Here is a 25,673-nt window from a genome sequence, read left to right as displayed (position 1 = left end):
CACGCTGGAATGCCACTGTTAATATGCGCGGTGGTCACTCCTTTTATTTGGCATATTCGTGGAGTTACCCATGTCACTGACAGTTGAACAAAAAGCGGAAATCGTTAAGGAATTCGGTACCGGCGCCAATGATACCGGATCCCCGGAAGTCCAGGTTGCATTGCTGACCCGTAACATCGAAGGTCTGCAGGGCCACTTTAAAGATCACAGCAAGGATCACCATTCTCGCCGTGGTCTGATCCGCATGGTTAACCAGCGTCGTAAGCTGCTGGACTACCTCAAGCGGAAAGACGTCGAACGTTACGCTACCCTGATTAAGAAACTGGGTCTGCGTCGCTAAGCGATACCGCCAAGGGCTCCGTCAGGGGCCCTTGTTCGTTTCAAGCCAGTGTCACTGCGCTCCCGCCCGTTGTATTTGGAACTGACTTTTCGGACGACCGTGAACAACGATATTTCCCCGGGCTGGTGTTATACCGCCTGCGGAGCTTCTATCCATAGGGTCTCAGCCAGACTTTATCGATAGAAGCATCGTTGGGATCGGGTCCAATCATTAACTAAAAAGGAGACTCGAGTGAGTCATTTGACCCCTAAAACCCATAGCTTCCAGTTCGGTGGCAAGACCGTCATTCTGGAAACTGCTCGTATCGCTCGTCAGGCTACTGGCGCTGTACTGTGCACCATCGACGACACCGTCGTGCTGGCCACCGTTGTTGCCGCCAAAGAAGCCCGTGCCGACCAGCCGTTTTTCCCGCTGTCGGTTCATTACCAGGAAAAGTACTACGCTGCGGGCAAAATCCCCGGTGGCTATCTGAAGCGTGAAGGCCGTCCTTCCGAGAAAGAAACTCTGACCTCGCGTCTGATCGACCGTCCGATTCGTCCCTTGTTCACCAAGGGCTTCATGAACGAAGTTCAGGTCATCATCAACGTGGTGTCTGCCAACAAGACCGATGATCCGGATATCGCCGCGATGATCGCGACTTCTGCGGCGCTGACCATCTCCGGTGTGCCGTTCAATGGCCCGATCGGTGCGGCCCGTGTCGGTTACACCGATGAAGAAGGTTACCTGCTGAACCCGACTTTCGAGCAGCTGGAAAGCTCGCGCCTGAACATGGTCGTTGCCGGTACCGCCGATGCGGTTCTGATGGTGGAATCCGAAGCGCAGGAACTGAGCGAAGACCAGATGCTGGGCGCCGTGCTGTTTGCCCACCAGGAATACCAGGTTGCGGTTGAAGCGATCAAAGCCTTCGCTGCTGAAAACGGCAAACCGCGTTGGGATTTCCAACCGAAAGCTGAAAACACAGCTCTGATCGAACAGGTCAAGGCCAGTTTCGGTGACAAGATTGCCCAGGCCTACCAGATCTCCGACAAGATGGAGCGTTACGCCGCTCTGGACGGTTACAAGTCTGAACTGGTTGAGCAGTTGGCCAGCGAAGAAGGTCCGTCGGCTGATGAACTGAAAGGCGTCTTCGCTAAGCTGGAGAAACAGCTGGTCCGTACGCGCATCGTTAAAGGCGAGCCGCGTATTGACGGTCGTGACACCAAAACCGTCCGTCCGATCACCGTTGAAGTCGGCGTACTGCCGAACGCTCACGGTTCTGCGCTGTTCACTCGTGGTGAAACTCAGGCGCTGGTGGCAACCACCCTGGGTACGCTGCGCGACGGCAAGATGGAAGACCAGTTGAATGGCACCATCACCGACCACTTTATGTTCCACTACAACTTCCCGCCGTTCAGCGTCGGTGAAGCCGGTCGTATCGGTGCGGTGGGTCGTCGTGAAATTGGCCACGGTCGTCTGGCCAAGCGTGGCGTGCTGGCGATGATGCCGAATCAGGATGACTTCCCTTACACCGTGCGCGTGGTGTCTGAAATCACCGAATCCAACGGTTCTTCGTCCATGGCCTCAGTCTGTGGCGCCTCTCTGGCGATGATGGACGCCGGTGTGCCGGTGAAGAGCCCGGTCGCGGGTATCGCCATGGGCCTGGTGAAAGAAGACGACGGTTTCGCTGTGTTGACCGACATCCTCGGTGACGAAGATCACCTGGGTGACATGGACTTCAAAGTGGCCGGTACCAAAACCGGTGTTACCGCTTTGCAGATGGACATCAAGATCGAAGGCATTACCGAAGAGATCATGGAGATCGCTCTGGAGCAGGCCAACGCCGCGCGTCAGCACATTCTCGATGAAATGAACAAGGTGATCGCGACCTCTCGTACTGAGCTGTCCGACAAAGCCCCGACCATGCAAACGATGAAGATCGACACCGATAAGATTCGTGATGTCATCGGTAAGGGCGGCGCCACCATTCGTTCCATCGTCGAAGAAACCGGCGCTGAAGTGGACATTTCCGACGACGGTACGGTCCGTCTGTACGCCCCGGATAACGCCTCGGCCACCGCTGCCAAGAACAAGATTCTGGCGTTGACCACCGAGCCGGAGCCGGGCACGGTCTATCAGGGCAAGGTAGTACGCATCGCCGACTTCGGTGCTTTCGTACAATTCCTGCCGGGTAAAGACGGTCTGGTGCACATTTCCCAGATCGCTGACCGCCGCATCGAGAAAGTGACCGACGAGTTGAGCGAAGGCGATGTCGTTGTGGTCAAGATCCTGGATGTTGACAACCGTGGCCGCGTTAAGCTGTCTATGCGTGAAGTCAGCGACGAAGAGCGCGCTGCATTCGCGGAAACGCCGGCTGAATAACCGCCAGGCACTCGGAAAGACTAAAAAACCCCGGTTTACCCGGGGTTTTTTTATGGCATTATCAGAGCAGTCCGGGAATCTCTCCCCAAGATGGACATTCTACGTCTGACGGCCTGTGGTATGCTTCATGGCTGTATCTTAGCGATGTTATGGCACCGACGCCTATTGCACGGTGTTACAACCAGTGGTTGAATGAAAAGGTTATGAAATTTTTGGCTGATTCTGATGTGACAAGCACTTCGTTCTGGTTGCGCCACCCCGACTCAACTCAGGCGGCGGTTCACCTGGCATTACAATGGCTTGCCTACGTATATCCTTCCAGCGAACAACACCTGCGTGAAACACTGCAACGTTCGCTTTCCTATACTGATGACACTCTGGTCGAGCGCTGGCGTCAGCTGCTAGAAAACCAACCTCTGGAGCAACACGTTGAAGCGTTGCGCTGGATGTCAGAGACCCTGTCGCGCGACCAGGTCCCGTTTCTGGTCGAAACCTGCTGGCGGATGTTGCTGGTCTTCCACGAAATGCCCAGTCAGGTACCTCTGGCGCTGCGTTTGCTGGGGCGAATTCTGGGAATTTCCGAGGACCGGGTGCTGGAAATTGGTGAGCGTGTTCAGCGCGAGACCCAGGATGAAAAGGGGGACGTCGAACGTCCGCCGCTGTTACCGGAAGACCCTCGTTATCTCGATCGCATTGAGTGGCGGCTCTTTGGTGTTCAGGCTCGTACCCGTCGTAATTCGCTGCCCAAGACCAATAAAGACAGCCAGTGGATGTCCTATACGCTGGTATTTTTAATCGGCTTTTTAGTGGGCAGCAGCTTCATCAGCTATATGGTGTGGGGCGCGCCACAATGGGGACGCCAACCAGTACCGCGGCTCTCCCATCTGGTGATGGACCCGGTTGAGAACCCACAGACAACTGTTGTTGAAGAAGAGACAGCGGAGCCTGTACCCCAGACCGTTGCCGAGACCCCAGCGGTTACCCCTGAAGCACCGGTCAGTGCTGCTGAGCCAGAACCGGCTCAGGTTGCCGTGGCAGAGCCAGAGCCGGAACCCGCACCACCGGAACCAACGCCCATCGTTCAGCAGCAACCCAGTGATGGGCCGGCCGTCTCCTCTACTGGCTCTGAAGAAGTGTTGATGGCGGTAACGGCGTCGGTGCTGAATGTTCGCGCAGAACCTTCCACATCCTCGCCGGTCATTATGAAGCTGGGGCAGGGCGCGCGCGTTTGGGTTGATCCTGAGCAAGCGCAAGGGTTTTGGGCGCATGTACGCGTCGCCGGTGAAGTGGGTTATGCCAGTGGTAACTTTTTAACACCGGTAAACTGAAACCCGTCTTATTCTGGTAATTCCACCTTAAGGTCGAGCGCCGTCAGGCGCTCCTGACTGTGCTGGCGATAGCGCGCGCGCAACTCGCTGCCGGCAGGTTTCTCCAGATAGTAAGCCAGTTGGTAGGCGTCAGCTTCGAGGGCGCCCGCTGCTTTTAATTGCTCCACCAGGCGATCTTCGGCGCTGAAATCCGGTGCCGGCAGAGCCCTTTCCTCAGTATCGAATTCAATTTCCTCGCCGTCAGCCAGCCGCTCGACCAGACTCCGGTACACACCTTCAAAAGCCGGCCAGCTATATCGCTCTTGTTCTGAACGCAATTTGAAATAACCCGTTTCACGCGCTGCCCATTGAACAGCGGGGTGGGTCCAATGACGTTGCGCAGGGGCGTGACTGTTCTGACAGGCTTCGAGGTAGGCGTCGCGAATGGATGGCAATCCCAAGGCTTGCGGATCGGGCGTTAAATAACGCACGAATTCAGCGATCGTCGGTGGCCAGGCCAGTTCCAGCTTGCACTTTTCCAAGGCGTATTCGATGCGCGACTGTTCAACACCGGCCAGGCTGTAGGCCCACTCGCGCTTTGCCTGAGTCAGGGTCTGTTCATCACCGTAGGCGCTTTCAAAACGATGGGTGTAGATCAGCTGCATGCGCGCAAAGATCATATTCACCAGCAGTTTGGTGTCGTGATCCAGGGCGCCTTTTTTACCAGTCGGTGTCGCGGATGTTACGGAGAGCTTCCCGGACTTTAGCCCGCTTGTCCCGACCAGGGTTTGCAGGCTCTTGGGTGCGTTGGTTGCGCTCATAACGGCCCTTATTGTTCAGTTGATCGTGCCAGGCGCGCTGAACCCAGTTCAGAAAGCGCACATCCCAGCTGTATTCCGCCTTGTCTCTATCCTGATAGTACTGACGGAATTTAGCCAGCTCCGACAGCGCAAAGGTCAGCGGTATATCGTGAAAGGTTAATAGCCGAGGGAAGTCTTCTGAGGGTTCCCAGTCGGCGTGCATGCGGCTGCGTTCAGCGCGCACCGAGGGCATCTGTGGTTGGTCCGCCTTGAGGTAATCCAGATCATTCTCGACCTGATTACGGCGCCGGGCATCGTTCATGCGGTGGACCGGCAGGCGTTCGACCGGAGGCGTTTCGGCCGTCGGTGTCTGCACGGTTGGTTGTGGATCAACATCCTGCTGTGGCTGCGCCAGATCAGCCAGGGTGATTTGCCAGGGACCTTCACCGGAGACGTCCAATAACCCTTGAGCCTGCAAACGACGCAATACCGAACCGACCTGGACCGCACTCCAGAACGGCAACAGACGTTGCCGGTGCTGATCAGTCAGTTGCAAGGCAGGGCCACTCATCAGCGTCAGCTCACTGAGCAACTGATACAATAGGGCTTCTTCCAGGCCCAGGGTTTCGGCCAGGGCCGGAGAAACCACCAGGACTTTCTCGGGTATCACTGAGGTTACTCTCCGATGTGCCAGGGTAAGACCGACGCGGATAGCCGGCTTGGAAACAGCGCTAAACCGCAGGTCAGGCTGAAGGCGCCAGTCTAACATTGCCGGCGCCCTCAGTAGAATGACAATCGGCCATGGCGTCCTTGGCTTTACGGCGTTAGGCTGCGCAGCGGCCGGTTTGGCTGGGGCTTATCGTCGATCACAGGAGTTTGGCACAAAGGCATGAGCGATATTTTGTCGGTGCATCAGCTAACCAAGCGGTTTAGGAATCTGACCGCCGTCGATGACATCAGTTTCAGTGTGGCCCAAGGCCAGTGCTTCGGTTTACTCGGTCCCAACGGCGCCGGTAAAACCACGGCTATCGAAGTGATTGAAGGCATCCTGCCAGCGACCTCAGGCGAGGTGAAGTTGTTTGGCCGGCCGGCACGCAGGCGTGATTATCAACGCGTCGGTATTCAATTTCAGCACACCGCCTTACCGGATTTTCTCACCGTACGCGAAACCCTGCAGCTGTTCGCGGCTTTTTATCCGCAACCTTTGGCGCTGCCTGAGGTGATTGAACTCTGTGCTTTGAGTGACTTTATCGATCGCGATAGCCGCCGTCTGTCCGGTGGGCAACGTCAGCGTCTGTTGCTGGCACTGGCGTTGATCAACGATCCGGATTTGCTGTTTCTGGACGAACCCACCACCGGTCTCGACCCCCAATCACGACGCCATTTCTGGTCGCTGATTCAGGCGGTCAAAGAGCGCGGTAAGACAGTAGTGTTGACCACTCACTATATGGATGAAGCCCAGGTTTTATGCGACAACATTGCCATCATGGATGGTGGTCGCATTATCGAACAGGGCGCGCCTGCGCAGTTATTGGCGCAGCATTTCGACGGGGTGATGGTGCATTTGCCGTTGGCGTCGCTGGCCGAATTCGATCTGCCTTTTGTTGCCCATCGACGTGAAGAGGGCGTCGACATTCAGACCACCCAGGTTGATGAAACGGTGCGTCAGTTGAGTGCTGCGGGTGTACCGCTGGATGGCCTCAAAGTCAGCAGTCCTAACCTGGAAGATCTTTTTCTGAAACTCACCGGCCATGCGCTGCGAGTCTGACTGAACGGAGCATCATGATGTTGAGCCGCATGCTGGCCGTGTTAAAAGCCCGTAATAAAGAATTTCTGCGTGACCGCAGTTCACTGACCTGGAATCTGGCGTTTCCGATTATTTTAATCGTCGGGTTTTATTTGTTGTTGGGTCAGGCACAGCCGATGTTCAAAGTCGGCGTGATCAGTGAACAGGATGCCTACGTTAATCGGCCGCAACTGATGGCGCTGGATCATATTCAGTTTGTGCCTTATGAGCAGTTATCGGTGGCGCTGAACAAGGCGCGGCGTCACCAGATTGATCTAGTCATGGATCTGGATCAGCGGCGTTATTGGGTGAATGAAGAAAGCCGCCAGGGTTATATGGTCGAGCGATTGCTGGCTGCGTCTGATCCGGATTTTCAACGCCGCCGCATCAGTGGTGAACCCATTCGTTATGTCGACTGGGTGCTGCCGGGGATTCTCGGCATGAATATCATGTTTGCCTCCTTGTTCGGCGTCGGTCATGCCATTGTGCGCTATCGCAAAAACGGCATGCTTAAACGCTTGAAAGCGACGCCCTTGTCGGCGGTGGAATTTGTCAGTGCGCAAATATTATCGCGACTGATGACGGTGCTGTTTTTGTGCGTCACCATTTTTTACGCCAGTCACTGGCTGCTGGGTACTTTGATGCTGGGGTCGGTATTGGCGTTGCTGCTGACCTTTACGCTGGGCGCTCTGGCGATGATTGCGCTTGGCTTAGTGGTGGCCAGCCGTACCCGCAGCGAAGAGTTGACCAGCGGGCTGATGAACATGGCCGCCTGGCCGATGATGGGCTTGTCGGAAGTCTGGTTTTCGCTCGAAGGCGCGCCGCTGTCGGTGCAGAATTTAGCGCAGTGGTTACCGCTGACGCATCTCGTGCAGGCGGCGCGCGCCATCGCCACCGAAGGCGCCGGGCTGGCCGCCGTCAGTGATCACCTGCTGACGTTGGCGGCGATGACGGTGGTGTTATTAGCGATCGCCGCCCTGCTGTTTAACTGGGACAGCGATCGCCGCTAAAGCGCTGTTATTCACCATCAAGGCTCGGTGGTTTATCGCCTGCTGGTTCACTGCTTTTATTGCGGTAGCGTTCCAGCGCTTCCTCACACAACTGGTAGCCTTCATCGATGATGTCTTCGGCCAGGTTGTAATCGAACAGTCCGCCAACGCTGCGCGGAATTTCGATCAGAATATCCGGCTGGTGTGCGGCCAATTTCATATGAGCGATGGTGTTTTGCATGGTGTCGATGGAGCGGTTAATCAGCTCCATGATGCCCCATTTGTTTTGCGGTTCGGCTACTTTGGCGTCTTCGCTCCACCAACGATCGATAAAGCGGCTGACCGCACGCTGGACCCTATTCTGATCTTCCAGATTCGTTTTGACCGCTTTCTTCTTTCGCACCGCGGCCTTCGGTCGCGGAATTTCTTCGCGGCCGTTGAGGTTTACCGCCAGTGTCAGGTCAGTCAAGGTTCTTAGCGTCGGCGCCATGGGAACTGGGTTCAATACGCCACCATCGACCAGCATCATGTCGCGGTAATAATGCGGCTTGAAAACAGAAGGAATGGAGATGGAGGCGCGGATGGCTTCAAACAACGAACCTTCGGTAAACCAGACTTCGCGTTGGCGTTCGATATCAACCGCCACGGCGGTAAATTCGATCGGCAGCTCTTCAATTTGAGCATCGCCGATCAACTTGCTCAGCACGCCCATGATCTTGTCGCCTTTGAACAAACCGCCGCCATCGAACGATAAATCTAGCAGGCGCAACACATCGCGCCGATCCAAAGCCGTTACCCAGCCCTGGTATTTATCCAGCTTGCCGGCGGCATAAAAACCGCCGATCAAGGCGCCGATGCTGGCGCCGGCAATGTTGGTGATCTGATAACCGTTGTCTTCCAGGCAGCGAATGATGCCGATGTGCGCCATGCCGCGTGCGCCGCCGCTGCCCAATACCAATGAAACTGTTTTTTTCGCCACGTCGGAGTCTCCCAAACAGCCGCCCGAAAAACGTCACTGAGTATCGGGCGTGAGGCTATTGTTCCACTTCGTATCGGGCGATAAAAGGGCTTTGACGGTGGCACTGCTCAAGCGTTGCCGTGCTAGACTTTATCGATGCTGTCGTGGAGTTGTGTCGTGCTTGATCAAGTTCGGATTGATTTTGATCCATCCAGTTTGGATCTGTTGAATGTGCTGTTGGCGTTGATGATGTTTGCCGCTGCCTTGTCGGTTCGCAGTGCGGATTTTCGCTACATTCTGCGCTCACCCAAAGCGCCCATCATCGGCTTAATCTGTCAGTTTCTGCTGTTGCCGGCGGCGACCTATGGCCTGACCCGCCTGCTCGATTTATCACCCTCCATTGCGCTGGGAATGATACTGGTCGCTGCCTGTCCCGGTGGCAGTTTTTCCAACATCATGACCTGGCTCAGTCGCGGTCATCTGGCGACTTCGGTCAGTATGACGGCGATCTCCTCGACCGCCGCCCTGGTGATGACGCCACTGAATTTTATGTTTTATGCGCAGCTGAACCCCGAGACGCGTCCTATTGTCGAAGCCATCGCCGTGGAGCCCTGGCAGATGATGAAACTGGTTGCCCTGGTGCTGGTGATTCCGTTGTTTCTGGGCATGTTTACCGGTCAGCGTTTCCCCGGTTTTGCGCGCCGCGCCGACCGGCCGGCACGCTGGTTGTCACTGCTGGTGTTTCTGCTCTTTGTTGCCATCGCCTTTACGCGCAATGGCGAGCTCTTTATGCAGCACGCCGCGTCCTTTGCTGGTCTGGTGATACTGCACAACGCCGTGGCGCTTGGTCTGGGTTGGGGCTCAGCGCGGCTGGCGCGGCTCAGTGAAGCCGAGCGCCGGGCGGTGACCCTGGAAGTGGGCATACAGAACTCCGGCTTGGGACTGATCATTTTGTTCAGCTTCTACCCGCACTTGGGTGGCATGATGCTGATAGCGGCGTTCTGGGGTGTCTGGCATCTGGTCAGCGGCTTGACGCTGTCGGCGTTCTGGTCGCGTCGCCCGCCACACCACGACGTCGCTCCGGTTTAGCTGTGCTTGGCTGGGTACTGACTCGGTGAGCAACCGGCCCAGCGCCGGAAAGCTTTACTGAACGCCGAGTCATCGCTGAAACCCAGTTGTTCCGCAATCTCGGCCAGCGATTGCTGACCGTTGCTCAGCAGGGTGCGGGCTTCGGCGAACTTCACCTGATCGGACAACAGCTTGAAGGTGGTGCCTTCGTCGGCCAGTTTACGGTTCAGGTGACGGCCGCTCATCTGCAACTGTTCAGCAATGCGATCCCGTCCCCAGCGCGGCTGGGCGCGTATCCAGTCGCTCACTTCGGCCAACAGCGTGCCCTGAACCAACTCCGACAACTGATGATCGGCCAGCACCTTCATGCGTCGGTGCAAGGCAGCATTGCTCTGGTTCAATGGCAATTGCAGCTGAGCCGCGTCGAACTGCACTGCATCGGCCACCTGATTGAAGCTCACCTCGGTACCCAGAAACTGCTGATACACCTCGGCCGGTGCCTGCGGGCTGTGGCTAAAGGCGACCCGATCCGGTTGGAAACGATTACCCGTCATCCAGCGACCCAGATGGACCAGCGTCGCTAACGCCGCTTCCACGCGTTGCGCCCGGGCCGCTTCATAGAGCGGTGCGTAGAGGAGGGTGGCGCGGCCATCGCCTTGCACGAAGGTAAACTCACCACCTTCGCCGACCAGAGGATAATAGGCGATCAAGGTTTCCAGGGTTTCTTCCAACGTCTCGCTGCTGAGCAGTAAAAAGCCCACGATATCGAGATTGCCGGGTAAAAAGTGCTGGCTCAGGCGCAGCCCGATGGCGGCATCACCGCTTTGTTCCAACGCCGTCTGCCAGATGCGGTCCTGCAATTCCAACGGCACCCGCGTTGCCTGAGCGTAGCGATCCAGCTCGGCCTGGAGCTCGGCCGGCAGGCTTAGACCCAGGCTTGGCAGGTTGGCCAAAATGGCCTGGGTAAAGGAGTGCGTCACCGTTTTTTCGTGCATGGCGGCTGTTTCCTGGCCCGGTTTGAGGTGCGCTCAGGGCTGTTGTACCGGTTGATGCATGGCTTGTAACCAGGCGGCCTGGGCGGGCAGAGGTTGATCATGAGGTAAATCTTCCGGCTGCACCACCGCGATGATCTTTAACCGGATGCGCTGGCGTTTGCCCAGCCGATAGGCCCAGACCTGAGCCAAGGCGCGGACGATAGGATGGATGCGGTGCAGCAGTTGGCGGGTTGGTGACTGTGCCATCTGTACGTCCACCAGCACGATCGGCTTGCCGCTGGTGTGTGCCAGCCGGACTACACCGGTGCGCCACTTGGGATCTTTGGCCTGTTCCCAGAAGGGTTGTGCCACGCTGATGCCGCCAGCCGGCGTCATCACCAACCGGCCACCTTCGGCGAGCAAGGCTTCGGCCGCATTTAACGACGCCCGGCCAGTGCGCGAGCGTCGTTGATTGTCGAGCCGAACCGACAAAAAGACGCGCTGCAAAGGTTCAAACACATTGAGAAAATGCCGTGCGATAACCCGGGTTTTCAAGCCCGGCCGACTGGCCAGCCAGGCCAGTGCAAGGCCATCGAATAAACCATGAGGATGATTGCCGGCAACGATGCACGAACCCAGCTCATCAATCAGCTCGGCGTTCTCGACCTCCAACTCAAAGGCATTACGCCGAAACAGCCAGTCGAGCATGCCGTGCAACTGTCCGTTGCCGGCGCGCCAGGCTTGGTTGAGTAGGCGATCGGCCCAATCGACGCCGACCAATTTGAACAGGCCCCGTCGCAGCGGGCCTGGCCAGTGTTCCAACATACCGCTTGTCCTGCTGAACTGTGATTAGCTGTTATTGCCACCGTGCGCGTTGGTGGCTTTATCGATCTTATTATGCCGTTTCAATGACCGTAGGCCGAGCTCAGATCCCACATCGGCAGGAAGACACCGAGCACCAGTATCACCACCATGATGCCCATAAAAGCCAACAGGATGGGTTCAAGCAATTCGGTCATGCGCTTGAGATCATAGTCCACTTCCTGGTCGTAGAAATCGGCAATGTCGACCAGCAGTTCGGCGACGTTACCGGTTTCTTCACCGACAGCGATCATCTGCAGAATCAGCGGATTGAATAAACCGCTGGCCGAAGCGGTGGTGAGCAGCGACTCGCCCCGTTCAATGCCGGTCACCATCTGCTCGATGCCGCGGCCAATGTAGCGGTTGCCGACGGTACGGCTGGACACCTGCAGCGCCTGTAACATGGGCACGCCGGCGTCGAGCATCATGGCGAAGGGGCGCGCAAAGCGGCCCAGGGCGATGCGTTCAAAGAGACGACCCAGCAGCGGCAATTTCAACAGGCCATGATCCCAGTGAATGGCGCCTTTGGGGGTGCGTTTCCAGTGCATCAGGCCATAAACCACGGCAATAATCAGCACCAGCAGATAGGGCCAGGCGTTGAGCAGGAAGTTGGAGGTGCCGATCAACACCCGGGTTGGCCAGGGCAGTTCGGCGCCGAGGCTGGCAAACACGCCGGCAAAGGCAGGAATCACTTTGAAGGTAACGGTCAGCATCGCCAGGGTGATGGAAACCGACACAAAGAGCGGATAGCGCGTCGCCGCCGACAGCCGTTTGCGGGTGTCTTTCTCCCGTTCCAGATGACCGATCAACTGTTGAAAGGCGCTGTCTAGCCGGCCGGTGGTTTCGCCCATATGGATCATCGAAACGAACAGGTCGTTAAAGGCATCCGGATGCGCCCGCATCGCCATCGACAGGGTATTGCCCTGGGTCAGACTGCGCGCCACCTGGTTCAAAACCTGGCTGAGTCGGGCAGAGGCTGTGGCATCGGCCAGGCCGTTGATGGCGCGCATCAGCGGAATGCCGGAGCGGGTCAGGGCATGCATCTGGCGGCAGAACATGATCAGCTCGTCCAGCTTGACGCGCCGGCCCAGCAGGCGTTGCAGCCAGGGGCGGTTGTCGTCCTTGGTGGCAGAACTGGATTGGGTTTTGGCGCGGCCTCTCTTTTTGGCGACTTCGATGCGCGTCGGCGTGATGTCCTGGCGGCGCAGCAGTTGCACCAGAGCGCTTTGCGAGGCCGCGTCCAGATAACCTTCGACCTGCCGACCGTCGGCGTCGCGACCACGGTAGAAAAAATCAGTCATGTTCGGCGTCCAGATCGTTCAGATCGACACTGATCTTGAACACTTCAGCAAGGTCGGTCACGCCATCGCGCGCGTATTCCAGCGCCCATTCACCCATGGGTTTAAAATCCGGGTTACGCCGGGCGGCAGCGACAAAGGCGGCATGGCTCTGTTCATTGAGCGCCAGCAGCATATCTTCATCCAGCTCCAGCCACTCGAATACGCCAACTCGACCGCGATAGCCGGTGTTGTTGCAGTGGTAGCAACCATTGCCCCGATAAAAGGTGGCGTCGGCGAAGCGTCCGCCGGCCAGATGCTGCAACCAGATGCGTTCGCGTGCCGCTGGCTCATAGGGCTGACGGCACTCCTCGCAGATCTTGCGCATCAGCCGCTGCGCCAGCACACCGCGCAAGGCTGAAGCCACCAGATAGGATTCAACGCCCATATCGGCCAGGCGCATGGCGCTGGAGATGGCGTCGTTGGTGTGCAGGGTCGACATCACCAAATGACCGGTCAGCGCAGCGCGGGTGCCGATGGCCACCGTCTCCTGATCGCGCATTTCGCCGACCAGAATGACGTCCGGGTCCTGGCGCAGCGCCGAGCGCAGAATGTTGGCAAAGTTGAGGTCGATCTTGGCATTGACCTGAACCTGATTCACCCGTGACATGCGGTATTCGATCGGGTCTTCAGCGGTGATGATCTTGCGCTGCGCCTGATTCAGCCGGCTCAGCGCCGAATAGAGGGTCGTGGTTTTACCGCTACCGGTCGGGCCGGTGACCAGAATCAGACCGTAGGGCCGTTCGATCATCAACTCGAAGCGGTGGCGAATACGCTCGGGCATGCCCAGGTCGGCCAGCGGTTGGATACCGGCGCTTTGATCGAGCAAACGCATCACCACCGATTCGCCATATTGCACCGGCAAGGTGGATAAACGCACATCGATGGAGCGGTTGCTGACGCGAATGTTGAAGCGTCCATCCTGGGGCAGGCGACGCTCGGAAATATCCAGGTTGGACATGATCTTCAGGCGCATCACCAGTGCCGAGGCGACGCGTTTTTCCTTGATCACCTGTTCCTGCAAAGCGCCGTCAACGCGCAGCCGGATGCGGAACACGCTTTCGTCCGGCTCGATGTGCACGTCCGAGGCGTTGATGGCGACGGCGTCTTCCAGCACGCTTTGCAGCAGGCGGACCACGGGGGCGTCCTGCAGATCGGAGTCGTCAGCCAGGTTGCTCAGATCGAAATCGCTGCTGCGCAGCGAGCCTTCGAGCTCTACGGCGATGGATTCAATCTGGCCGGTGCGGCGATAAACCGAATCGAGCGTTGCCAGCAGTTCCGATTCGCGCACGATGGCCGGTTTGACGGGTTTTTTAAGGCGCTTTTCGACTTCGTCGATGGCCATCAGATCCAGCGGATCGGCCATTGCCAACAGCAGGCCATCGGCGTTATCGGCCAGCAGCAGGCAGCGATAGCGCCGCGCCACGGTTTCATCCAGACGCTTGAGTGTTTCGCCATCCAGATGGAACTGGCGCAGTTCGATAAAAGGAATTTTCAGGTGATCGGACAGGGTGCCCAGCAGTTTGTTTTCCGCCACCAACCCCATATCGACCAGTACCCGGCCGATTTTTTTGCCGGTCAGTTGCTGTTCTTTCAGTGCCAGACCCAACTGGCCGTCAGTAATTAACCCGGCCTCGACCAGTAAATCCCCGAGGCGGACTTTTTTGCGTTCCTGGGCGGTCATTTAACTGTCCAAATAATTCAGGCGTTGCTTGGCGAAGCTGAGCAGCTTGGCATTTTTTCCGTCTTTCAGATAGCGCCGGTAGTGACTGCCCGCCTCATCCGGCAGGCGGGCTTTTTCCAACGACCTGCCCAGAAACAAATGCCAGCTGGCTTTGATTTTCGGTTGCTGCAGCAGTTTCTGGAAGAAATGAATCGCCAGCAGATGCTTGTTGCGTGCCTGCTCGGTCAAGCCAGCGTATTCCAGCAGTATCGGATCCTGGGGCGCCAGGTCCAGACCTTGTTGGTAGGGGATGACGGCTTCGTCGTAGAACTTGCACAGCAGATACAACCAGATCAGCAGCACCTTGATGCGCAGCGACTGGGCGAACTCATCCTGAGCGTCGATGAGAAACATTTCCGCTTCCGGATACTGGCCCAGACGAATCAGCTCGACCGCCATTTCCACCACCTGGCGTTCATCGCTGCCACTGTCGGGGTAGCGCGCCAGGTTCGGCTTGGGAATGGGAATATTCAGGTCAGGGCTGGTCAATATCAGTACTTCTGAAGGCAGGATCGTTGCATTACCCAGTTTGTAGCGGGTGGTGTGTTTCTGAGGCTCGATGACCTGATATTTCTCGTGCGCCTGCGCCAGTCGTTTGAGCAGGCTTTGGGTGCGGGGAAACAGATCGTAGTTAAGCGTCAGGTTCATCAGCTCGTAAAAACCGATCAGATGGTCACGCAGCACCAGCCGGCCCAGAGCGCGGGCGTCACTTTTGTATTCCAGCTCTTCCAGCAGGCGATCCAGCGCTTGCGGATCGATGCTGCTGTGTTCGAGCAGGATGCTGTGTAGGGGATTGGTCGCCATCACGGTCTCTCCAGTGACCGAATTCGTTGGTCGGCAAACGCCGTCAGACTAGGGTTATCGGCCGCAAACTTGTGCAGATAAGTTTGGTACAGAAGGCGCGCCTGCGCTAATTGGCCACTGTTCTCGGCATTGATGGCCCAGTGTAACTGCCAGGCACCGTGACGCGGTTGTTCGCGCGCCAATTGTTCGAACAATACCACCGCCCGGTCGGGGCGGCCGGCTTTTTCATGCCAGACGGCCAATAGCCCTCGCGCTTCGATGCCCGTCTGCCCTTCAAGCAGCGCGCCGATGGCGTCGAGCCGATCCTCGGCGAGCAGCAGTTTGGCCAGCCACAGGCGCGGCTGAGCGGCGCCAGGCTGCTCACTGATCCAGCGCCGCAACGCCATTTCAGCGCCCGCCAGGTCGTCGTTCGACAGGGCTTGCTGCACCTCGTCCTGGTGGTCGGTGTCGAGCCGGATGCGAGTATCGGTAGCCGCGTCGGGTTGTGGTTCCGCCGGTGCTGGCGCTGGTTGTGTGGCTGCTGTGCTGGGCGCAGTTGCCACAACCGGCACCGGTGTTGGTTCGCCAGTCGCCGTCGTTACCGGCGTTTTGGCGGCTGCGACTGGGCTCGGCTGCTCAGATTTGCGTCTGGGTGAGTCAGCTTCGCGACTGGCTGATGGCTCCGCTGTTTTGGCGGGCGTTGCCACTACAGCCGTCGCTGTTGCCGGTGGTTGGGGCGCCGGTTCTGGTGCTGGTTCCGGTATCTGGGGTCTTGGTTGTGCATCGCGGCTGGACTGCGGCGCCGACTGGACCATCGATGTGGCCGGTTCGGTGGCCGTGGCCGCTTTGCTGCTGTGCCAGGGCGCCCAAATCACCAGCGCGGTCAGTACCAGCGCCAGGGCGGCGATCAGCCACCAGAGTCGGTTGGTATTGGCGGGGTTCGAACGGCGTAAGGGGTTAAACCGGCTGGCGTTGTTGGGGGTCGGCAAGGTTCGGGTCAGAGCCTGATGAATCCGGCTCACATCAGCCTCCACAGCGTGACAGCGAGCAGAATGCTGACCGCGCCGAGCGCAAACCAGAGACCACGACCCGGCCTGCTGCCACGGCGTGGTTGGCTGTCGAGCCAGGCGTGCTGTACATCGCGTGGTTCAATCCACTGGCGTTGGGCGGCATAGGCCGACAACAGCGACTTGTGCGCCAGCACATTGATCATGCGCGGTACGCCGCGGGCGCGTCGGTGCAACAACCTGATGCTGTGTCGGTTGAACAGCGGCGGGCCGTTATAGCCGCTGTGCGTCAGGCGGTAGTCGATGTATTGGCGGGTTGCCTGACGATCCAGGGTTTTCAGGTAGTGCGCAAAGGTGATGCGCTGGCGCAATTGGCGAAAGCGGTCTTGGTCGAGCAGTTCATCCAGTTCCGGCTGGCCAAACAAGATCACCTGCACCAGTTTTTGCTGTTCGGTTTCCAGGTTGGTGATCAGCCGCAGAGCTTCCAGCGTTTCGGCTGGCAGCGACTGGGCTTCATCGACCACAATCACCACACCATGAGCCTGTTCGGCCAAGGCCAGAATGCGCTGGGTGATGTGATCGAGCAGGGCGTTATTATCGCTTTGCTGATCCAGTTCCAACCCCAGTTCCTGACCGACGGCGCGGTAGAGGCCGACCGGCGACAGCATTGGATTGGGAATATAGACCGAGTGGAAGCGCTCCCGGGCCTGGTTGTTTTCATCCAGATAACGCAACAGGCGGCGGCACAGAATGGTCTTGCCGGTACCGACATCACCGATCACCTTGAGAAAACCTTCGCCGGTATCGAGCACGTGGGTAAGCAGTAGAAAACAGCTTTCATGATCCGCCAGTCGCACGAACAACTGAGTGTCCGGCGACAGACTGAACGGCATTTGATGCAAACCAAAGTGAGCTTGGTACATAGGGTGTCCTAGGGCAGCCGACGCAATACTTCATCCAGGTTGTCGACCGTAGTCTGACTGCCATAGACGATGGGCTTGAGCAGGATGACCAACTCACTTTTTTCCTGGCTTTCGCGCTGCTGGCCAAACAACCAGAGGCGGGCGAGGCCCGGTATGCCGGTACTGGAGTTTTGCTGCTGCTGCGACAGCAGACCACCGATAACCACGATCTGACCGCTGCTGGCGCGAATCACCGAGTCGGTTTCCCGCACGCTGGAAAACGCCAATGGCAGGTTGTAAGTCGAACCGCCGACATTAATCACCTTGGTGCGTTCGACCACCTCAGTCACCGACGGCCGCACATGCAGGATGACATTGTCGTCGGCGCTGATCTGCGGCGTGACGTCCAGTGCGATGCCGGAGAAAAACGGCGACAGTGTGAATTCTGGGTTCGATTCAGTAATGCCATCGCCATCGGAGTCGCCGTTACTGGAGCTCACTTCGGTGACAAAGAACTCATCGGTGCCGACCTTGATCACCGCTTTCTGGTTATTAACGGTGGATACGCGCGGGCTCGACAGCACCTGCACATTGCCCTGATTGGACAATAACTGCAGCACGGCGCCGAAGTCGTTGCTGCCGACACCCACTGAGAAAACACCACCGATGCCGGTGGCGCCCTGCAATTCGTTACCGCCCAGACCCAGGCCGCTGACGATATTGGAGGCGCTCAGGTCATCGGCGAAGGCGCTCCAATTGATGCCTGAACGATGTTCGTTGCTGAGGGTGACCTCTATGACTTTGGCTTCAATCACCACCTGTTTTTGCAGGCTGAGTTCGGCGTCGGACAGAAAGCCGGCGACGATTTCGTGTTCACGCGGCGTGGCTCGAACCACCAGCAGGCCGGTCTGGGGATTGACCACCACCTGGCGACCTTCTTCGGAGTTGAGCAAACCCAGGATGGTGGTTTCCATGCCGTTCCAAAAGTTGGCACTGTATTGAGTGGCGACACTGCTCGCCTGGCTGCTACCACCGCCTTCCTGATCGGTGATCTGGCCACTGGAAACAGAAGTGTCGGAACGGCCCGAGCGGTCGATGTTCAGATAATTCAGTTGGTAAATACGCGTCTGAATCTGGTTGGGCAGGACGCGATAACCGTAGTCGGTACGTTGATAGTCATAACCGTAGAGATCGCGAATGGCGGCCATCACCTGATCAATTGTGACCGAACGCATATTAAGGCTGACGCTCCCGGTAATGCTTGGGTCAGTCAGAATGTTGATGCCTTCGGTACGGCCCAGGTCAGCAAAAAAACGTTGCAAGGGTACGTTGGTGGCCTGCACATCAAAACGATGTTGGGTTGTCGCTGGCGCACTGAAATCAAGCAATTGGGCGTTCAGCTCTGAGGGAGTTTCGACTCGGGGCCGATCCGACTCAGTGCTGCCGGCATCAGCGGCGGCATCGCGTTCGCGTTGCAGGGTGTCGCGCACACTCAACTGCTGGGGCTGAGACGCCGGTTCCGGGGGCTGAGTGTTGCTTGGATTGGCGGCGCAGCCGACCACCATCAAGGCGACCAGAAATAAACCGAGGCGCTTTTTCACAGGGCTATAGGCTGCAAAGAACAGTGGCAGCAAAACGTCAGTCCTCGTCAGACATGGATATGTGCAGTGATCCAGATGATTGGGCAGGGGTCAGAATACGCTGACCACCGGCGCCCTGGATCACTACCTGATCGGCGTCAATGCTGACGACCCGCAGGTTGCCGAGCCGCTCATCGACGCTCAACCATTGACCATTGATGACGGCGTAGGCTCGCTGGTCCAGGATATAGATGCTCTCCAGGCTCAGCGTGGCCTGATTGACGCTCTGGGTAGAGGCGGTAGATCGGGGCGGGTCGGGTCGCATGGGGTCGGCGAGGGCACAACTGAGCGTCGCATACAGCGCGACGCAGATTATTCTAAACATTCATCCAAATCTCTTGATCACTAAGGGTATGTACATCCAGGCGGATGCGCAGTTGGGGGTAACGGGTGGTTTCAATGCTCAACCGATCCCAGAACAGGTGCCAGGGCAGGTCTTCGAGTGCGCGCAGGTAGGCGCTCAGATCGTCGAAGGTACCGGTCAGGGTCAGCTCCAGCTTGTGTTGATAGAGGGCGCTTTGATCGGCGTCCGCTGGTCGTACTTCGGTGACCGGCTGTACTGCCAGTCGCACCAGCGTCAGGTCACTGCGATCGAGCAGTTCGCGCAGCACTGAAACCATCTGCTGAGGTGGAATCAGCACCTCGGTGATGTTGGCCATGCGCGCATCGAGCTCAGCCAGTTCCGCCTCCAGAGCAGCATTGCGTTGGCTCAGCTGGATGACGACTGGGTTGTCGCGCGCCTGGGTCAGATTGCCCAGTGCTGCGGTGTTGGCGGTATGCTCCAGCGTCAGCTGTTCCAGGCGTTGGCGCTGTGACTGGTGGTCGCTCAGGCCGCTGAGCAGGGCCGCGCTATAGCAGGCGGCGGCCAGTACCACGATCAGCGCAATCAACAGCAGCAGCCGTTCGCGCAGTTGCAGGCGTTGCAGTTGCAGCCGCAGCTTAAGTGACAACGCAGACCACCTCATTGCAGTAACTCCGGCAAGGTGGTCATCGGCAAGCTGTCTTCGGGCTGATCGAGCAGCCGGGCAGCGTTACCGGGTTGTGTTGGGCTCTGGCGCGAACTCGAGGGTGTGGTCACACTCGGCACGACCTCGAGCTCTTCGGCGATGGTGAAACGCCACAGTTCATCGCTGTCCTGTTCGATATTCAGGTTGCGAATGCTCAGCCCCTCAAAGACGTCGCCTTCCAATTGCCCCAGATAACGCGGAATCAGGCTGGGCCGACGCGCTCTGCCTTCCAGTTCCAGATGGCTGTGGCTGTCGCGCAATTCGATGCGGGTTAACCAGAGGCCGTCCAGGTCGTGCTCCGACAAGCTGGCCAGCGGCCGGGCGAAACCGCTGGCGACGGTATCGAGCTGGTTAGCCAGTCCCTGCAGTTCGCTGCGTCGGGCAATCAACCGGGTTTGCAGGGTTTCGTTGCTGGCACGCAGTTCGGCTTCACTGCCGATGCTGGGATAGGATTGGCGCAGGCGATGCAGTTGCAGTGCGCTGTCGTCAACCCGCTGTTGCGCCATGTCGATTTGCCGTTGCAACGCGGCGGCGCTGGCGAGGTGATAGCCCAGATAACCGGCACTGGCGAGCAACGTCAGCGTTATGCCCAGGATAAAGGCGGGTAATTGCACCCGGCCCTGTCCGGGCAGGATATCGGCGCGCATCAGATTGATATGACGAGTCATGAGGCGGCCTCACGAAAGGCGGTGCCGGCCAGTGGCAGCAAGGCTGCGGGCAGGGGTGCTGTCGACACCTGAACATAGTCTTCCAGTCGCAACGGCACAAAGCGCAGGCCGAGCTTGGCACCGAGGTCGTCAATCATGCTGTTGGTGCCAGGCCAGCCGGTCAGATTCAACTGATGGATGCTGCCCAGGCCCAGTTGGGATTCGTAATAGTCGAACGAACGGCGCAGCTCCAACACCAGGGAATCGCGTTGGATATCGGTCTGGCCTTCAAGGATCAGCGCATCGCCTTCGGCATCGGCACCCAGGTCTTCATAGCCGATATCGAAGCGCCGGCTCAGCACCAGTTCACCCTGATAAATCAGTAACAGCTGACAATGATCCGCACGCAGATGCAGCAAGCCGTTTTGTTGTTGATCGCTGGCCCGCAACGCCAGGTTGCGCAGCTGCAATTGATCGATGTCGATTTCGGTCAGGGTCAGGCCGCGCCTGGCCAATGCCAGCGCCCATTGGCGCAGCGGCTGCTGGTGGGCGGCAATAACAAAGGCCATACGGGTACGGCCGTGGTAGGCTTGCGCCGGCAACAGGATGACTTCCAGACTGGCTTCGTCGAGATCGTAGTGCAGCAGTTCGGCGGCTTTCAGGCGCAGTGCGGCTTCCATTTCGTCGGCCGGTACTTCGGGAACATCGACCAGCAACAGCTGATAGTAGCCTTCGCCCAGCAAGAGGTTGATCGCGCCATCAGCCTGGTCGGCTACCCAGTCGGCCAATTCGTCGGCGCGCTGCAGCGGGTCAGCGGACTCTTGCCAGGATTGCGGGTGCAACTGGGGCAGGGCGCCTTTGCCGGCACTCAAATGAGCGAACCCGAAACCATCAGGGGTCAGGTAGAGCCAGTTGTGGGAGCCACTGCGGGCGCGCTTAAATAATGCCAAGAACCGAATACTCCGGCGTTTGTCTGGATCCGGATCGATACCGGTCTGGGATTACGCCAATCGTCTGATTACTGACGGTGAGGGCTGCTATGGTGTGCATCCTGGCGCTCAGCGTCAAATTATTGTGAGTTTCTATTACTCTAGGCCGTGATTACTTTCCAAAGAGTAGACTATCTGTGTTCCATATCGTGCTTTATCAGCCGGAGATTCCACCCAATACCGGCAATATCATCCGCCTCTGTGCCAACACCGGCTGTCAGCTGCATTTAATCGAACCACTGGGCTTTTCCATGGAAGAAAAAGCGCTGCGCCGTGCCGGGCTGGATTACCACGAATTCGCGGAAATCCGGCGTTATCGGGATTACCCGCACTTCTTGGAAAGTGCCGCTCCGCAGCGATTATTTGCGCTCTCGACCAAAGGCCGTACCGGACCCGCCGACACTCACTTTCAGGCCGGTGACTTTCTGATGTTCGGCCCCGAAACCCGGGGATTGCCAGCGGACATTCGCGAGTCGCTGCCGCCCGAACGGGTGCTGCGTCTGCCGATGGTGCCGGGCAGTCGCAGCCTGAACTTATCCAACGCCACGGCGATCATGCTGTATGAAGCCTGGCGTCAGATCGGTTATCAGGGCGCCCAGCCCTAATGATCAGACGATTCAGCCGATAGCGGCCTCGATAAAAGGCCGCTTGGCCCAGGACAGACGCTGCAGTCCAGATAAACCCAGATTTCGGCCCAGCACCGCTGCCGGATGGTCGCTGCCAAAGAGGCGTTTGAAGCCTTCCATCGCTGCCATGGTGGTCAAGTTGTGGGTCTGACGGCGGCGCTGATAACGACGCAAGACCGCGCTGTCACCGGGCGATAATTGCAGCCGGTGCGCCCGGCCCCATTCCTGCGCCAGCACCTCGGCATCGCGAAAACCGAGGTTAACACCCTGCCCCGCGAGCGGGTGGATGGCGTGGGCGGCATCGCCCAACAGCACCAGCCGGTCCTGTATATAGTCCAGGCTGTGCATTTGTGCCAGTGGAAACCGAAATCTCGGGTCGCTGTGTTCGATTTCACCCAGGCAACCTTCGCTGGCGCGATTCAGGGCGCTCAGGAAGTCGACGTCGTTCAGCGCGAATAACTGCTCGGCGCGTTCGGTGTCGGCGCTCCAGACGATGGAGCTCCAGTGTTCGTCGGCGTTTTCACCCGCCAGCGGCAGAAAGGCCAGCGGGCCAGTGTCGAGGAACACCTGGCGCGCGGTCTGCTGATGTTGCTGGGTATGGCGGATGGAGGTGACCAAAGCAGTTTGCCCGTAGCTCCATTCGCGAGTGGCAAAGCCGGCCTGGTCGCGCAGGCTGGAAAACTTGCCGTCACAGCCAGCGATGACCGCCGCTTGAAACCGACTGCCATCATCCAGCTCCACCGTCACACCCTCGGGCTGAACCTGCCATTCGTGCAGACGGTTACCCTGATAGACGCTGATCGCCGGCAAGGCTTCGACACGCTGCCATAACGCCTGGGTGATCCAGTGGTTTTCAACAATCTGACCCAGATCATCAGCGCCAATCTCGGCGGCATCGAAATCGATGGCGCCCTGACCCTGGCCGTCCCAGACGTGCATCTTGGTATAGCGACCAATGCGGCTGGTGGGAATTTGTTGCCAGGCGCCTAACTGACTGAGCCAGTGCCGGTTGCGCGGGCTGATGGCGCTGACGCGCGGCGCAAACTGGCCGCTTTGTGGTGTTACCGGTTCGGCGCGCTGCGGTTCGATCAGGGCGACGTTCAAGCCCTGGTCAGCGCTGGCCACGGCCAGGCTGAGTCCGACCATACCGCCACCGACAATAACGGCGTCGTATTGTGTCTTCATGAAACAGTCTCCGGTAAGGGCGCACCCTGGCTCAGGCCCATGCTGGCCAAGACGAAGCTGTGGCTGAGTCGCGGATGGCGATCGAGCATATTCAGACCCAGGTTTCGCCCCAGGCGCAGCAAGGGATTAGCGCTGGCAAAGGTCCGCACCAGACGATCCGAGAAGCTGGCGGTGAGTCGCTGATCGTTGGCAATGGCGTCGGCCAGCGGATGCAGCAGACCAATGTCGCCGGGGTCTGCACCCTTGGCGGCCGCCTGATTGAGTACAGCGGCGGCGCGCATCAGGCCGCGAATGGCGAGGTTGAAACCCTGGCCGGCAACGGGATGCAGCGTGGCCGCGGCATTGCCCAGGGCGAGCAATCGTGGCCGCACCGGGTCGATCAATTCGCGCCGCACCAGCGGATAATCGAAGGTCGTTCCTATTTCGATAATGCGCCCCAGACGTTGGCCGAACGCCGTGTTCAGCCAGGCCAGCTGTTGCTCGGGGCTCATGGCATCGATGCGCTGGCGTTGTGCCTCGGGCAGCGTCCACACCAGGGCGGAGTAATCGCCGAACGGCAGCAAGGCGATCGGGCCCTGCTCGGTAAAACGTTCATAGGCGCGGCCATCATGCGGTTCGCTGGTGCGTACCGTGGCGATGCGCGCCGAGCAATGGTAGTCGGTCTGATGAGCGCTAAGGCCGACTTTCGCTGCCAGCGGTGAACGACCGCCATCGCACAGAATGACCAGTCGGGAGTCGATGGATTCACCGGACGTCAGCGTCAGCGCTTGCGCATCCTGGCCGGGCTGGATGGCCGCAACGCTGTCGCCAAAGCGCCAGTCCATGCCGTCCAACTCGCGGGCGCGTTGCCACAAACCCAGACCCAAATTGGCGTTGGCCACCACGGCACCGAAATCCTGATCCAGATCGGCGGCGTCCATACGGTGATAACCCAGATGGCCTCGATCGCTGACTTCAATCCAGCGAATCGGACTGGCGTAGGGTGCCAATAAAGGCCAGACATTCAGACGTTGATAAGCGCGCTGGCTGTAGGCCGATAAGGCCGTGGCGCGATCGTCGAAACTGGGGGAACGGGGGGCTTTGCTTTCCGGCTGCGGTGCCGGGTCGATCAATGTCAGGCGAGCACCCGCGCGGAGCGCGGGTTCAAGGGCGATGGCCAGCGTCAGGCCGACCAAACCGCCGCCGACAATAGTAATGTCGTAGCGGGGCATAGCGTGCTTCGCATCCGGTGTGGAGCGCGGATGATAACAGGCCAGAGGCCGCCGGTCAGGCTTTACGCATCACCATAAAGAAACCGACCACGAACAACACCGCGCCGGCTGCGTAACGGATCATCACCTGAGTATTTTCGCCGCCCAGGGCATCGGTGACGACGCCGGAAACTGAATGCGACATATCGTAGCCCCACCACAGGCAACCTGCGCCAAGTACCACCAGAACCAGTCCAATCAACTTCTTCATCGTACAACTCCTTGCGTGAGTGAGGTCCTGATTCTAATCATACTTGAGCACCGTTTGCCTACCGATGGTTTCACGCTTTAGCTATTTAACGGCACCAGAGGTCAGGCCGCGAATCAGGTGTTGCGACAGGAAGGCGTACAACACCAACACCGGCAACACCGCCAACGACAAAGCGCTGAGCACCGAGTTCCAGTCGGTCGCGTACTGACCGATAAACTGTTGCACACCCAACTGAATGGTCTGAGTGCTGGGGCCGGGTGCCAGAATCAGCGGGAACCACAGATCGTTCCAGATCGGCACCATGGTGAAGATGGCGACGGTGGCCACGGCGGGTCGAATCAGCGGCAGAATAAGCTGAAAAAACAGTCGGTATTCACTGCAGCCTTCACAACGCGCCGCCTCTTTCAGTTCTTCGGGCACCTGACCGACAAATTCGGTCAAAATCAAAATCGCCAGCGGCAATCCCTGAGCGGTATACACCAGAATTAACGCCAGGTGAGTGTTGACCAGATTCAGTCCCACCATGATCTCCAGAATGCTCACGGTACCGAGCCGAATCGGCACCATAATGCCCATGGCCAGGAATAACGCCAGCAATCGGTTGCCGCGAAAACGGTACTCGGACAACGCCCAGGCGGCCATGGCGCCAAACAGCATGACCAGAAACAGCGGCACCAGAGTGACCAGCAAACTGTTGCCAAAAAACAATATGAAATTCGACTCTTCCAGCACCTTAGCGTAGCCGTCGAGACTGAACGAATCCGGGCCGGGTAATGCCAGCGGATCCATAAAGATGGCGCGCCGGGATTTAAATGAATTAATGATCACCAACAGGATCGGAAAGAGGGCGATCAGGGAGTAACCCAGCAAGATCAGATGCACCCATGCCTTGCTGCTGAGACGGTATGACGGTCCGTTCATCGGG

The 25,673-nt window shown here is 58.4% G+C and carries 27 protein-coding genes; 8 read left to right on the top strand and 19 right to left on the bottom strand.

Going from position 1 to position 25,673, the window contains the following annotated elements; genetic code table 11:
• The first annotated feature begins 70 nt into the window (after window positions 1–70).
• The 3 genes from rpsO to ABMA60_RS14990 all read left to right on the top strand — a co-directional run bounded on the left by rpsO (window position 71) and on the right by ABMA60_RS14990 (window position 4,026).
• Window positions 71–340 (top strand): 30S ribosomal protein S15, encoded by a 270-nt coding sequence (gene rpsO / locus ABMA60_RS15000; RefSeq protein ID WP_108126065.1) that lies wholly within the window; start codon window positions 71–73, stop codon window positions 338–340.
• Window positions 341–580: 240 nt separating this feature from the next.
• A complete protein-coding gene (pnp, locus tag ABMA60_RS14995; protein WP_392804607.1) occupies window positions 581–2,698 on the top strand; it encodes a polyribonucleotide nucleotidyltransferase in 2,118 nt (705 codons plus the stop codon).
• A 203-nt stretch (window positions 2,699–2,901) separates the two neighbouring features.
• Window positions 2,902–4,026, top strand: a complete 1,125-nt coding sequence (locus ABMA60_RS14990; RefSeq protein ID WP_392804584.1) for an SH3 domain-containing protein — start codon at window positions 2,902–2,904, stop codon at window positions 4,024–4,026.
• 8 nt (window positions 4,027–4,034) lie between these two features.
• Here the strand turns inward: ABMA60_RS14990 and ABMA60_RS14985 are convergent, their stop codons facing one another.
• Both ABMA60_RS14985 and ABMA60_RS14980 read right to left on the bottom strand, forming a co-directional pair.
• Entirely contained in the window at window positions 4,035–4,685 is a 651-nt protein-coding gene (locus ABMA60_RS14985) for a replication protein P (RefSeq protein ID WP_392804604.1), read from the bottom strand.
• Window positions 4,686–4,725: 40 nt separating this feature from the next.
• A complete protein-coding gene (locus ABMA60_RS14980) occupies window positions 4,726–5,475 on the bottom strand; it encodes a DnaT-like ssDNA-binding domain-containing protein (RefSeq protein ID WP_392804582.1) in 750 nt (249 codons plus the stop codon).
• Between the two features lie 219 nt (window positions 5,476–5,694).
• Between ABMA60_RS14980 and ABMA60_RS14975 the strand changes: the two genes are divergently transcribed.
• Together ABMA60_RS14975 and ABMA60_RS14970 are read left to right on the top strand one after the other, a co-directional pair.
• Complete coding sequence (locus ABMA60_RS14975) at window positions 5,695–6,573, top strand: ABC transporter ATP-binding protein (RefSeq protein WP_392804580.1); 879 nt, start codon at window positions 5,695–5,697, stop codon at window positions 6,571–6,573.
• 14 nt (window positions 6,574–6,587) lie between these two features.
• Window positions 6,588–7,601 (top strand): ABC transporter permease, encoded by a 1,014-nt coding sequence (locus ABMA60_RS14970; protein ID WP_392804577.1) that lies wholly within the window; start codon window positions 6,588–6,590, stop codon window positions 7,599–7,601.
• A gap of 7 nt (window positions 7,602–7,608) precedes the next feature.
• Here the strand turns inward: ABMA60_RS14970 and ABMA60_RS14965 are convergent, their stop codons facing one another.
• On the bottom strand, window positions 7,609–8,559 hold the full coding sequence (locus tag ABMA60_RS14965) for a patatin-like phospholipase family protein (protein ID WP_392804574.1): 951 nt from the start codon (window positions 8,557–8,559) through the stop codon (window positions 7,609–7,611).
• 156 nt (window positions 8,560–8,715) lie between these two features.
• On the opposite strand from ABMA60_RS14965, the gene ABMA60_RS14960 reads away from it, so the two are divergent.
• Complete coding sequence (locus tag ABMA60_RS14960; protein ID WP_392804571.1) at window positions 8,716–9,627, top strand: bile acid:sodium symporter family protein; 912 nt, start codon at window positions 8,716–8,718, stop codon at window positions 9,625–9,627.
• Here ABMA60_RS14960 and ABMA60_RS14955 read toward each other — a convergent pair.
• The 6 genes from ABMA60_RS14955 to ABMA60_RS14930 form a co-directional block, all read right to left on the bottom strand.
• Window positions 9,624–10,601 (bottom strand): AraC family transcriptional regulator ligand-binding domain-containing protein, encoded by a 978-nt coding sequence (locus tag ABMA60_RS14955; protein WP_392804569.1) that lies wholly within the window; start codon window positions 10,599–10,601, stop codon window positions 9,624–9,626. The two genes, ABMA60_RS14960 and ABMA60_RS14955, sit on opposite strands and share 4 nt — an antisense overlap.
• Window positions 10,602–10,634: 33 nt before the next feature.
• Window positions 10,635–11,405 carry a 1-acyl-sn-glycerol-3-phosphate acyltransferase gene (locus tag ABMA60_RS14950; protein ID WP_392804567.1) on the bottom strand — a complete coding sequence of 257 codons (771 nt, stop codon included), beginning with the start codon at window positions 11,403–11,405 and terminating at the stop codon, window positions 10,635–10,637.
• Between the two features lie 80 nt (window positions 11,406–11,485).
• Window positions 11,486–12,742, bottom strand: a complete 1,257-nt coding sequence (locus ABMA60_RS14945; protein WP_392804564.1) for a type II secretion system F family protein — start codon at window positions 12,740–12,742, stop codon at window positions 11,486–11,488.
• Entirely contained in the window at window positions 12,735–14,462 is a 1,728-nt protein-coding gene (locus tag ABMA60_RS14940; RefSeq protein WP_392804562.1) for a GspE/PulE family protein, read from the bottom strand. The genes ABMA60_RS14945 and ABMA60_RS14940 overlap by 8 nt, the downstream gene beginning before the upstream one ends.
• The gene (locus ABMA60_RS14935) at window positions 14,463–15,305 is read right to left on the bottom strand and encodes a tetratricopeptide repeat protein (RefSeq protein ID WP_392804559.1); all 843 of its coding nucleotides are present in this window, start codon (window positions 15,303–15,305) and stop codon (window positions 14,463–14,465) included.
• Entirely contained in the window at window positions 15,305–15,847 is a 543-nt protein-coding gene (locus ABMA60_RS14930) for a tetratricopeptide repeat protein (RefSeq protein WP_392804557.1), read from the bottom strand. Before ABMA60_RS14930 ends, ABMA60_RS14935 begins: the two co-directional genes overlap by 1 nt.
• On the opposite strand from ABMA60_RS14930, the gene ABMA60_RS14925 reads away from it, so the two are divergent.
• Window positions 15,819–16,292 (top strand): hypothetical protein, encoded by a 474-nt coding sequence (locus ABMA60_RS14925; RefSeq protein ID WP_392804555.1) that lies wholly within the window; start codon window positions 15,819–15,821, stop codon window positions 16,290–16,292. The two genes, ABMA60_RS14930 and ABMA60_RS14925, sit on opposite strands and share 29 nt — an antisense overlap.
• A gap of 10 nt (window positions 16,293–16,302) precedes the next feature.
• Here ABMA60_RS14925 and ABMA60_RS14920 read toward each other — a convergent pair whose 3' ends face one another.
• Genes ABMA60_RS14920 through ABMA60_RS14895 form a run of 6 tightly spaced genes read right to left on the bottom strand, consistent with a single transcriptional unit; the run spans window position 16,303 to window position 21,437 of the window.
• Entirely contained in the window at window positions 16,303–17,214 is a 912-nt protein-coding gene (locus ABMA60_RS14920) for an ExeA family protein (protein ID WP_392804552.1), read from the bottom strand.
• An 8-nt stretch (window positions 17,215–17,222) separates the two neighbouring features.
• On the bottom strand, window positions 17,223–18,827 hold the full coding sequence (locus ABMA60_RS14915; RefSeq protein ID WP_392804549.1) for a secretin N-terminal domain-containing protein: 1,605 nt from the start codon (window positions 18,825–18,827) through the stop codon (window positions 17,223–17,225).
• 4 nt (window positions 18,828–18,831) lie between these two features.
• Window positions 18,832–19,158, bottom strand: a complete 327-nt coding sequence (locus ABMA60_RS14910; RefSeq protein WP_392804546.1) for a hypothetical protein — start codon at window positions 19,156–19,158, stop codon at window positions 18,832–18,834.
• On the bottom strand, window positions 19,151–19,798 hold the full coding sequence (locus tag ABMA60_RS14905; RefSeq protein WP_392804544.1) for a hypothetical protein: 648 nt from the start codon (window positions 19,796–19,798) through the stop codon (window positions 19,151–19,153). The genes ABMA60_RS14910 and ABMA60_RS14905 overlap by 8 nt, the downstream gene beginning before the upstream one ends.
• The gene (locus ABMA60_RS14900; RefSeq protein WP_392804541.1) at window positions 19,795–20,508 is read right to left on the bottom strand and encodes a hypothetical protein; all 714 of its coding nucleotides are present in this window, start codon (window positions 20,506–20,508) and stop codon (window positions 19,795–19,797) included. The genes ABMA60_RS14905 and ABMA60_RS14900 overlap by 4 nt, the downstream gene beginning before the upstream one ends.
• Complete coding sequence (locus tag ABMA60_RS14895) at window positions 20,505–21,437, bottom strand: hypothetical protein (RefSeq protein ID WP_392804539.1); 933 nt, start codon at window positions 21,435–21,437, stop codon at window positions 20,505–20,507. Before ABMA60_RS14895 ends, ABMA60_RS14900 begins: the two co-directional genes overlap by 4 nt.
• A gap of 176 nt (window positions 21,438–21,613) precedes the next feature.
• Between ABMA60_RS14895 and trmL the strand changes: the two genes are divergently transcribed.
• Window positions 21,614–22,081 carry a tRNA (uridine(34)/cytosine(34)/5-carboxymethylaminomethyluridine(34)-2'-O)-methyltransferase TrmL gene (trmL, locus tag ABMA60_RS14890; RefSeq protein WP_392804536.1) on the top strand — a complete coding sequence of 156 codons (468 nt, stop codon included), beginning with the start codon at window positions 21,614–21,616 and terminating at the stop codon, window positions 22,079–22,081.
• A gap of 12 nt (window positions 22,082–22,093) precedes the next feature.
• On the opposite strand, the gene ABMA60_RS14885 is transcribed toward trmL, so the two are convergent.
• The 4 genes from ABMA60_RS14885 to ABMA60_RS14870 form a co-directional block, all read right to left on the bottom strand.
• On the bottom strand, window positions 22,094–23,287 hold the full coding sequence (locus ABMA60_RS14885) for a UbiH/UbiF/VisC/COQ6 family ubiquinone biosynthesis hydroxylase (protein ID WP_392804534.1): 1,194 nt from the start codon (window positions 23,285–23,287) through the stop codon (window positions 22,094–22,096).
• Entirely contained in the window at window positions 23,284–24,498 is a 1,215-nt protein-coding gene (locus ABMA60_RS14880) for an FAD-dependent monooxygenase (protein WP_392804531.1), read from the bottom strand. The genes ABMA60_RS14885 and ABMA60_RS14880 overlap by 4 nt, the downstream gene beginning before the upstream one ends.
• A 55-nt stretch (window positions 24,499–24,553) precedes the next feature.
• Window positions 24,554–24,748 carry a DUF3185 family protein gene (locus tag ABMA60_RS14875; protein ID WP_392804528.1) on the bottom strand — a complete coding sequence of 65 codons (195 nt, stop codon included), beginning with the start codon at window positions 24,746–24,748 and terminating at the stop codon, window positions 24,554–24,556.
• Window positions 24,749–24,829: 81 nt separating this feature from the next.
• Window positions 24,830–25,669 (bottom strand): carbohydrate ABC transporter permease, encoded by an 840-nt coding sequence (locus ABMA60_RS14870; RefSeq protein WP_392804525.1) that lies wholly within the window; start codon window positions 25,667–25,669, stop codon window positions 24,830–24,832.
• Window positions 25,670–25,673: the final 4 nt, after the last annotated feature.

Source organism: Saccharospirillum sp. HFRX-2 (assembly GCF_043196805.1).
GTDB lineage: Bacteria > Pseudomonadota > Gammaproteobacteria > Pseudomonadales > Natronospirillaceae > Saccharospirillum.
The sequence above is the reverse complement of the archived record's forward strand: the minus strand, read 5'-3'. Positions and strand labels throughout refer to the sequence as shown.

Bases quoted from the DNA above. Each gene is read 5' to 3' on its own strand.
- ABMA60_RS14950 (WP_392804567.1), bottom strand. From the start codon at position 11,405: ATGTTGGAACACTGGCCAGGCCCGCTGCGACGGGGCCTGTTCAAATTG.
- ABMA60_RS14900 (WP_392804541.1), bottom strand. From the start codon at position 20,508: ATGACTCGTCATATCAATCTGATGCGCGCCGATATCCTGCCCGGACAG.
- ABMA60_RS14990 (WP_392804584.1), top strand. From the start codon at position 2,902: ATGAAATTTTTGGCTGATTCTGATGTGACAAGCACTTCGTTCTGGTTG.
- rpsO (WP_108126065.1), top strand. From the start codon at position 71: ATGTCACTGACAGTTGAACAAAAAGCGGAAATCGTTAAGGAATTCGGT.
- ABMA60_RS14970 (WP_392804577.1), top strand. From the start codon at position 6,588: ATGATGTTGAGCCGCATGCTGGCCGTGTTAAAAGCCCGTAATAAAGAA.
- ABMA60_RS14910 (WP_392804546.1), bottom strand. From the start codon at position 19,158: ATGTTTAGAATAATCTGCGTCGCGCTGTATGCGACGCTCAGTTGTGCC.
- ABMA60_RS14955 (WP_392804569.1), bottom strand. From the start codon at position 10,601: ATGCACGAAAAAACGGTGACGCACTCCTTTACCCAGGCCATTTTGGCC.
- ABMA60_RS14940 (WP_392804562.1), bottom strand. From the start codon at position 14,462: ATGACCGCCCAGGAACGCAAAAAAGTCCGCCTCGGGGATTTACTGGTC.
- ABMA60_RS14985 (WP_392804604.1), bottom strand. From the start codon at position 4,685: ATGATCTTTGCGCGCATGCAGCTGATCTACACCCATCGTTTTGAAAGC.
- ABMA60_RS14935 (WP_392804559.1), bottom strand. From the start codon at position 15,305: ATGGCGACCAATCCCCTACACAGCATCCTGCTCGAACACAGCAGCATC.
- ABMA60_RS14880 (WP_392804531.1), bottom strand. From the start codon at position 24,498: ATGCCCCGCTACGACATTACTATTGTCGGCGGCGGTTTGGTCGGCCTG.
- ABMA60_RS14975 (WP_392804580.1), top strand. From the start codon at position 5,695: ATGAGCGATATTTTGTCGGTGCATCAGCTAACCAAGCGGTTTAGGAAT.
- ABMA60_RS14875 (WP_392804528.1), bottom strand. From the start codon at position 24,748: ATGAAGAAGTTGATTGGACTGGTTCTGGTGGTACTTGGCGCAGGTTGC.
- ABMA60_RS14905 (WP_392804544.1), bottom strand. From the start codon at position 19,798: ATGAGGTGGTCTGCGTTGTCACTTAAGCTGCGGCTGCAACTGCAACGC.
- ABMA60_RS14945 (WP_392804564.1), bottom strand. From the start codon at position 12,742: ATGACTGATTTTTTCTACCGTGGTCGCGACGCCGACGGTCGGCAGGTC.
- ABMA60_RS14885 (WP_392804534.1), bottom strand. From the start codon at position 23,287: ATGAAGACACAATACGACGCCGTTATTGTCGGTGGCGGTATGGTCGGA.
- ABMA60_RS14870 (WP_392804525.1), bottom strand. From the start codon at position 25,669: ATGAACGGACCGTCATACCGTCTCAGCAGCAAGGCATGGGTGCATCTG.
- ABMA60_RS14920 (WP_392804552.1), bottom strand. From the start codon at position 17,214: ATGTACCAAGCTCACTTTGGTTTGCATCAAATGCCGTTCAGTCTGTCG.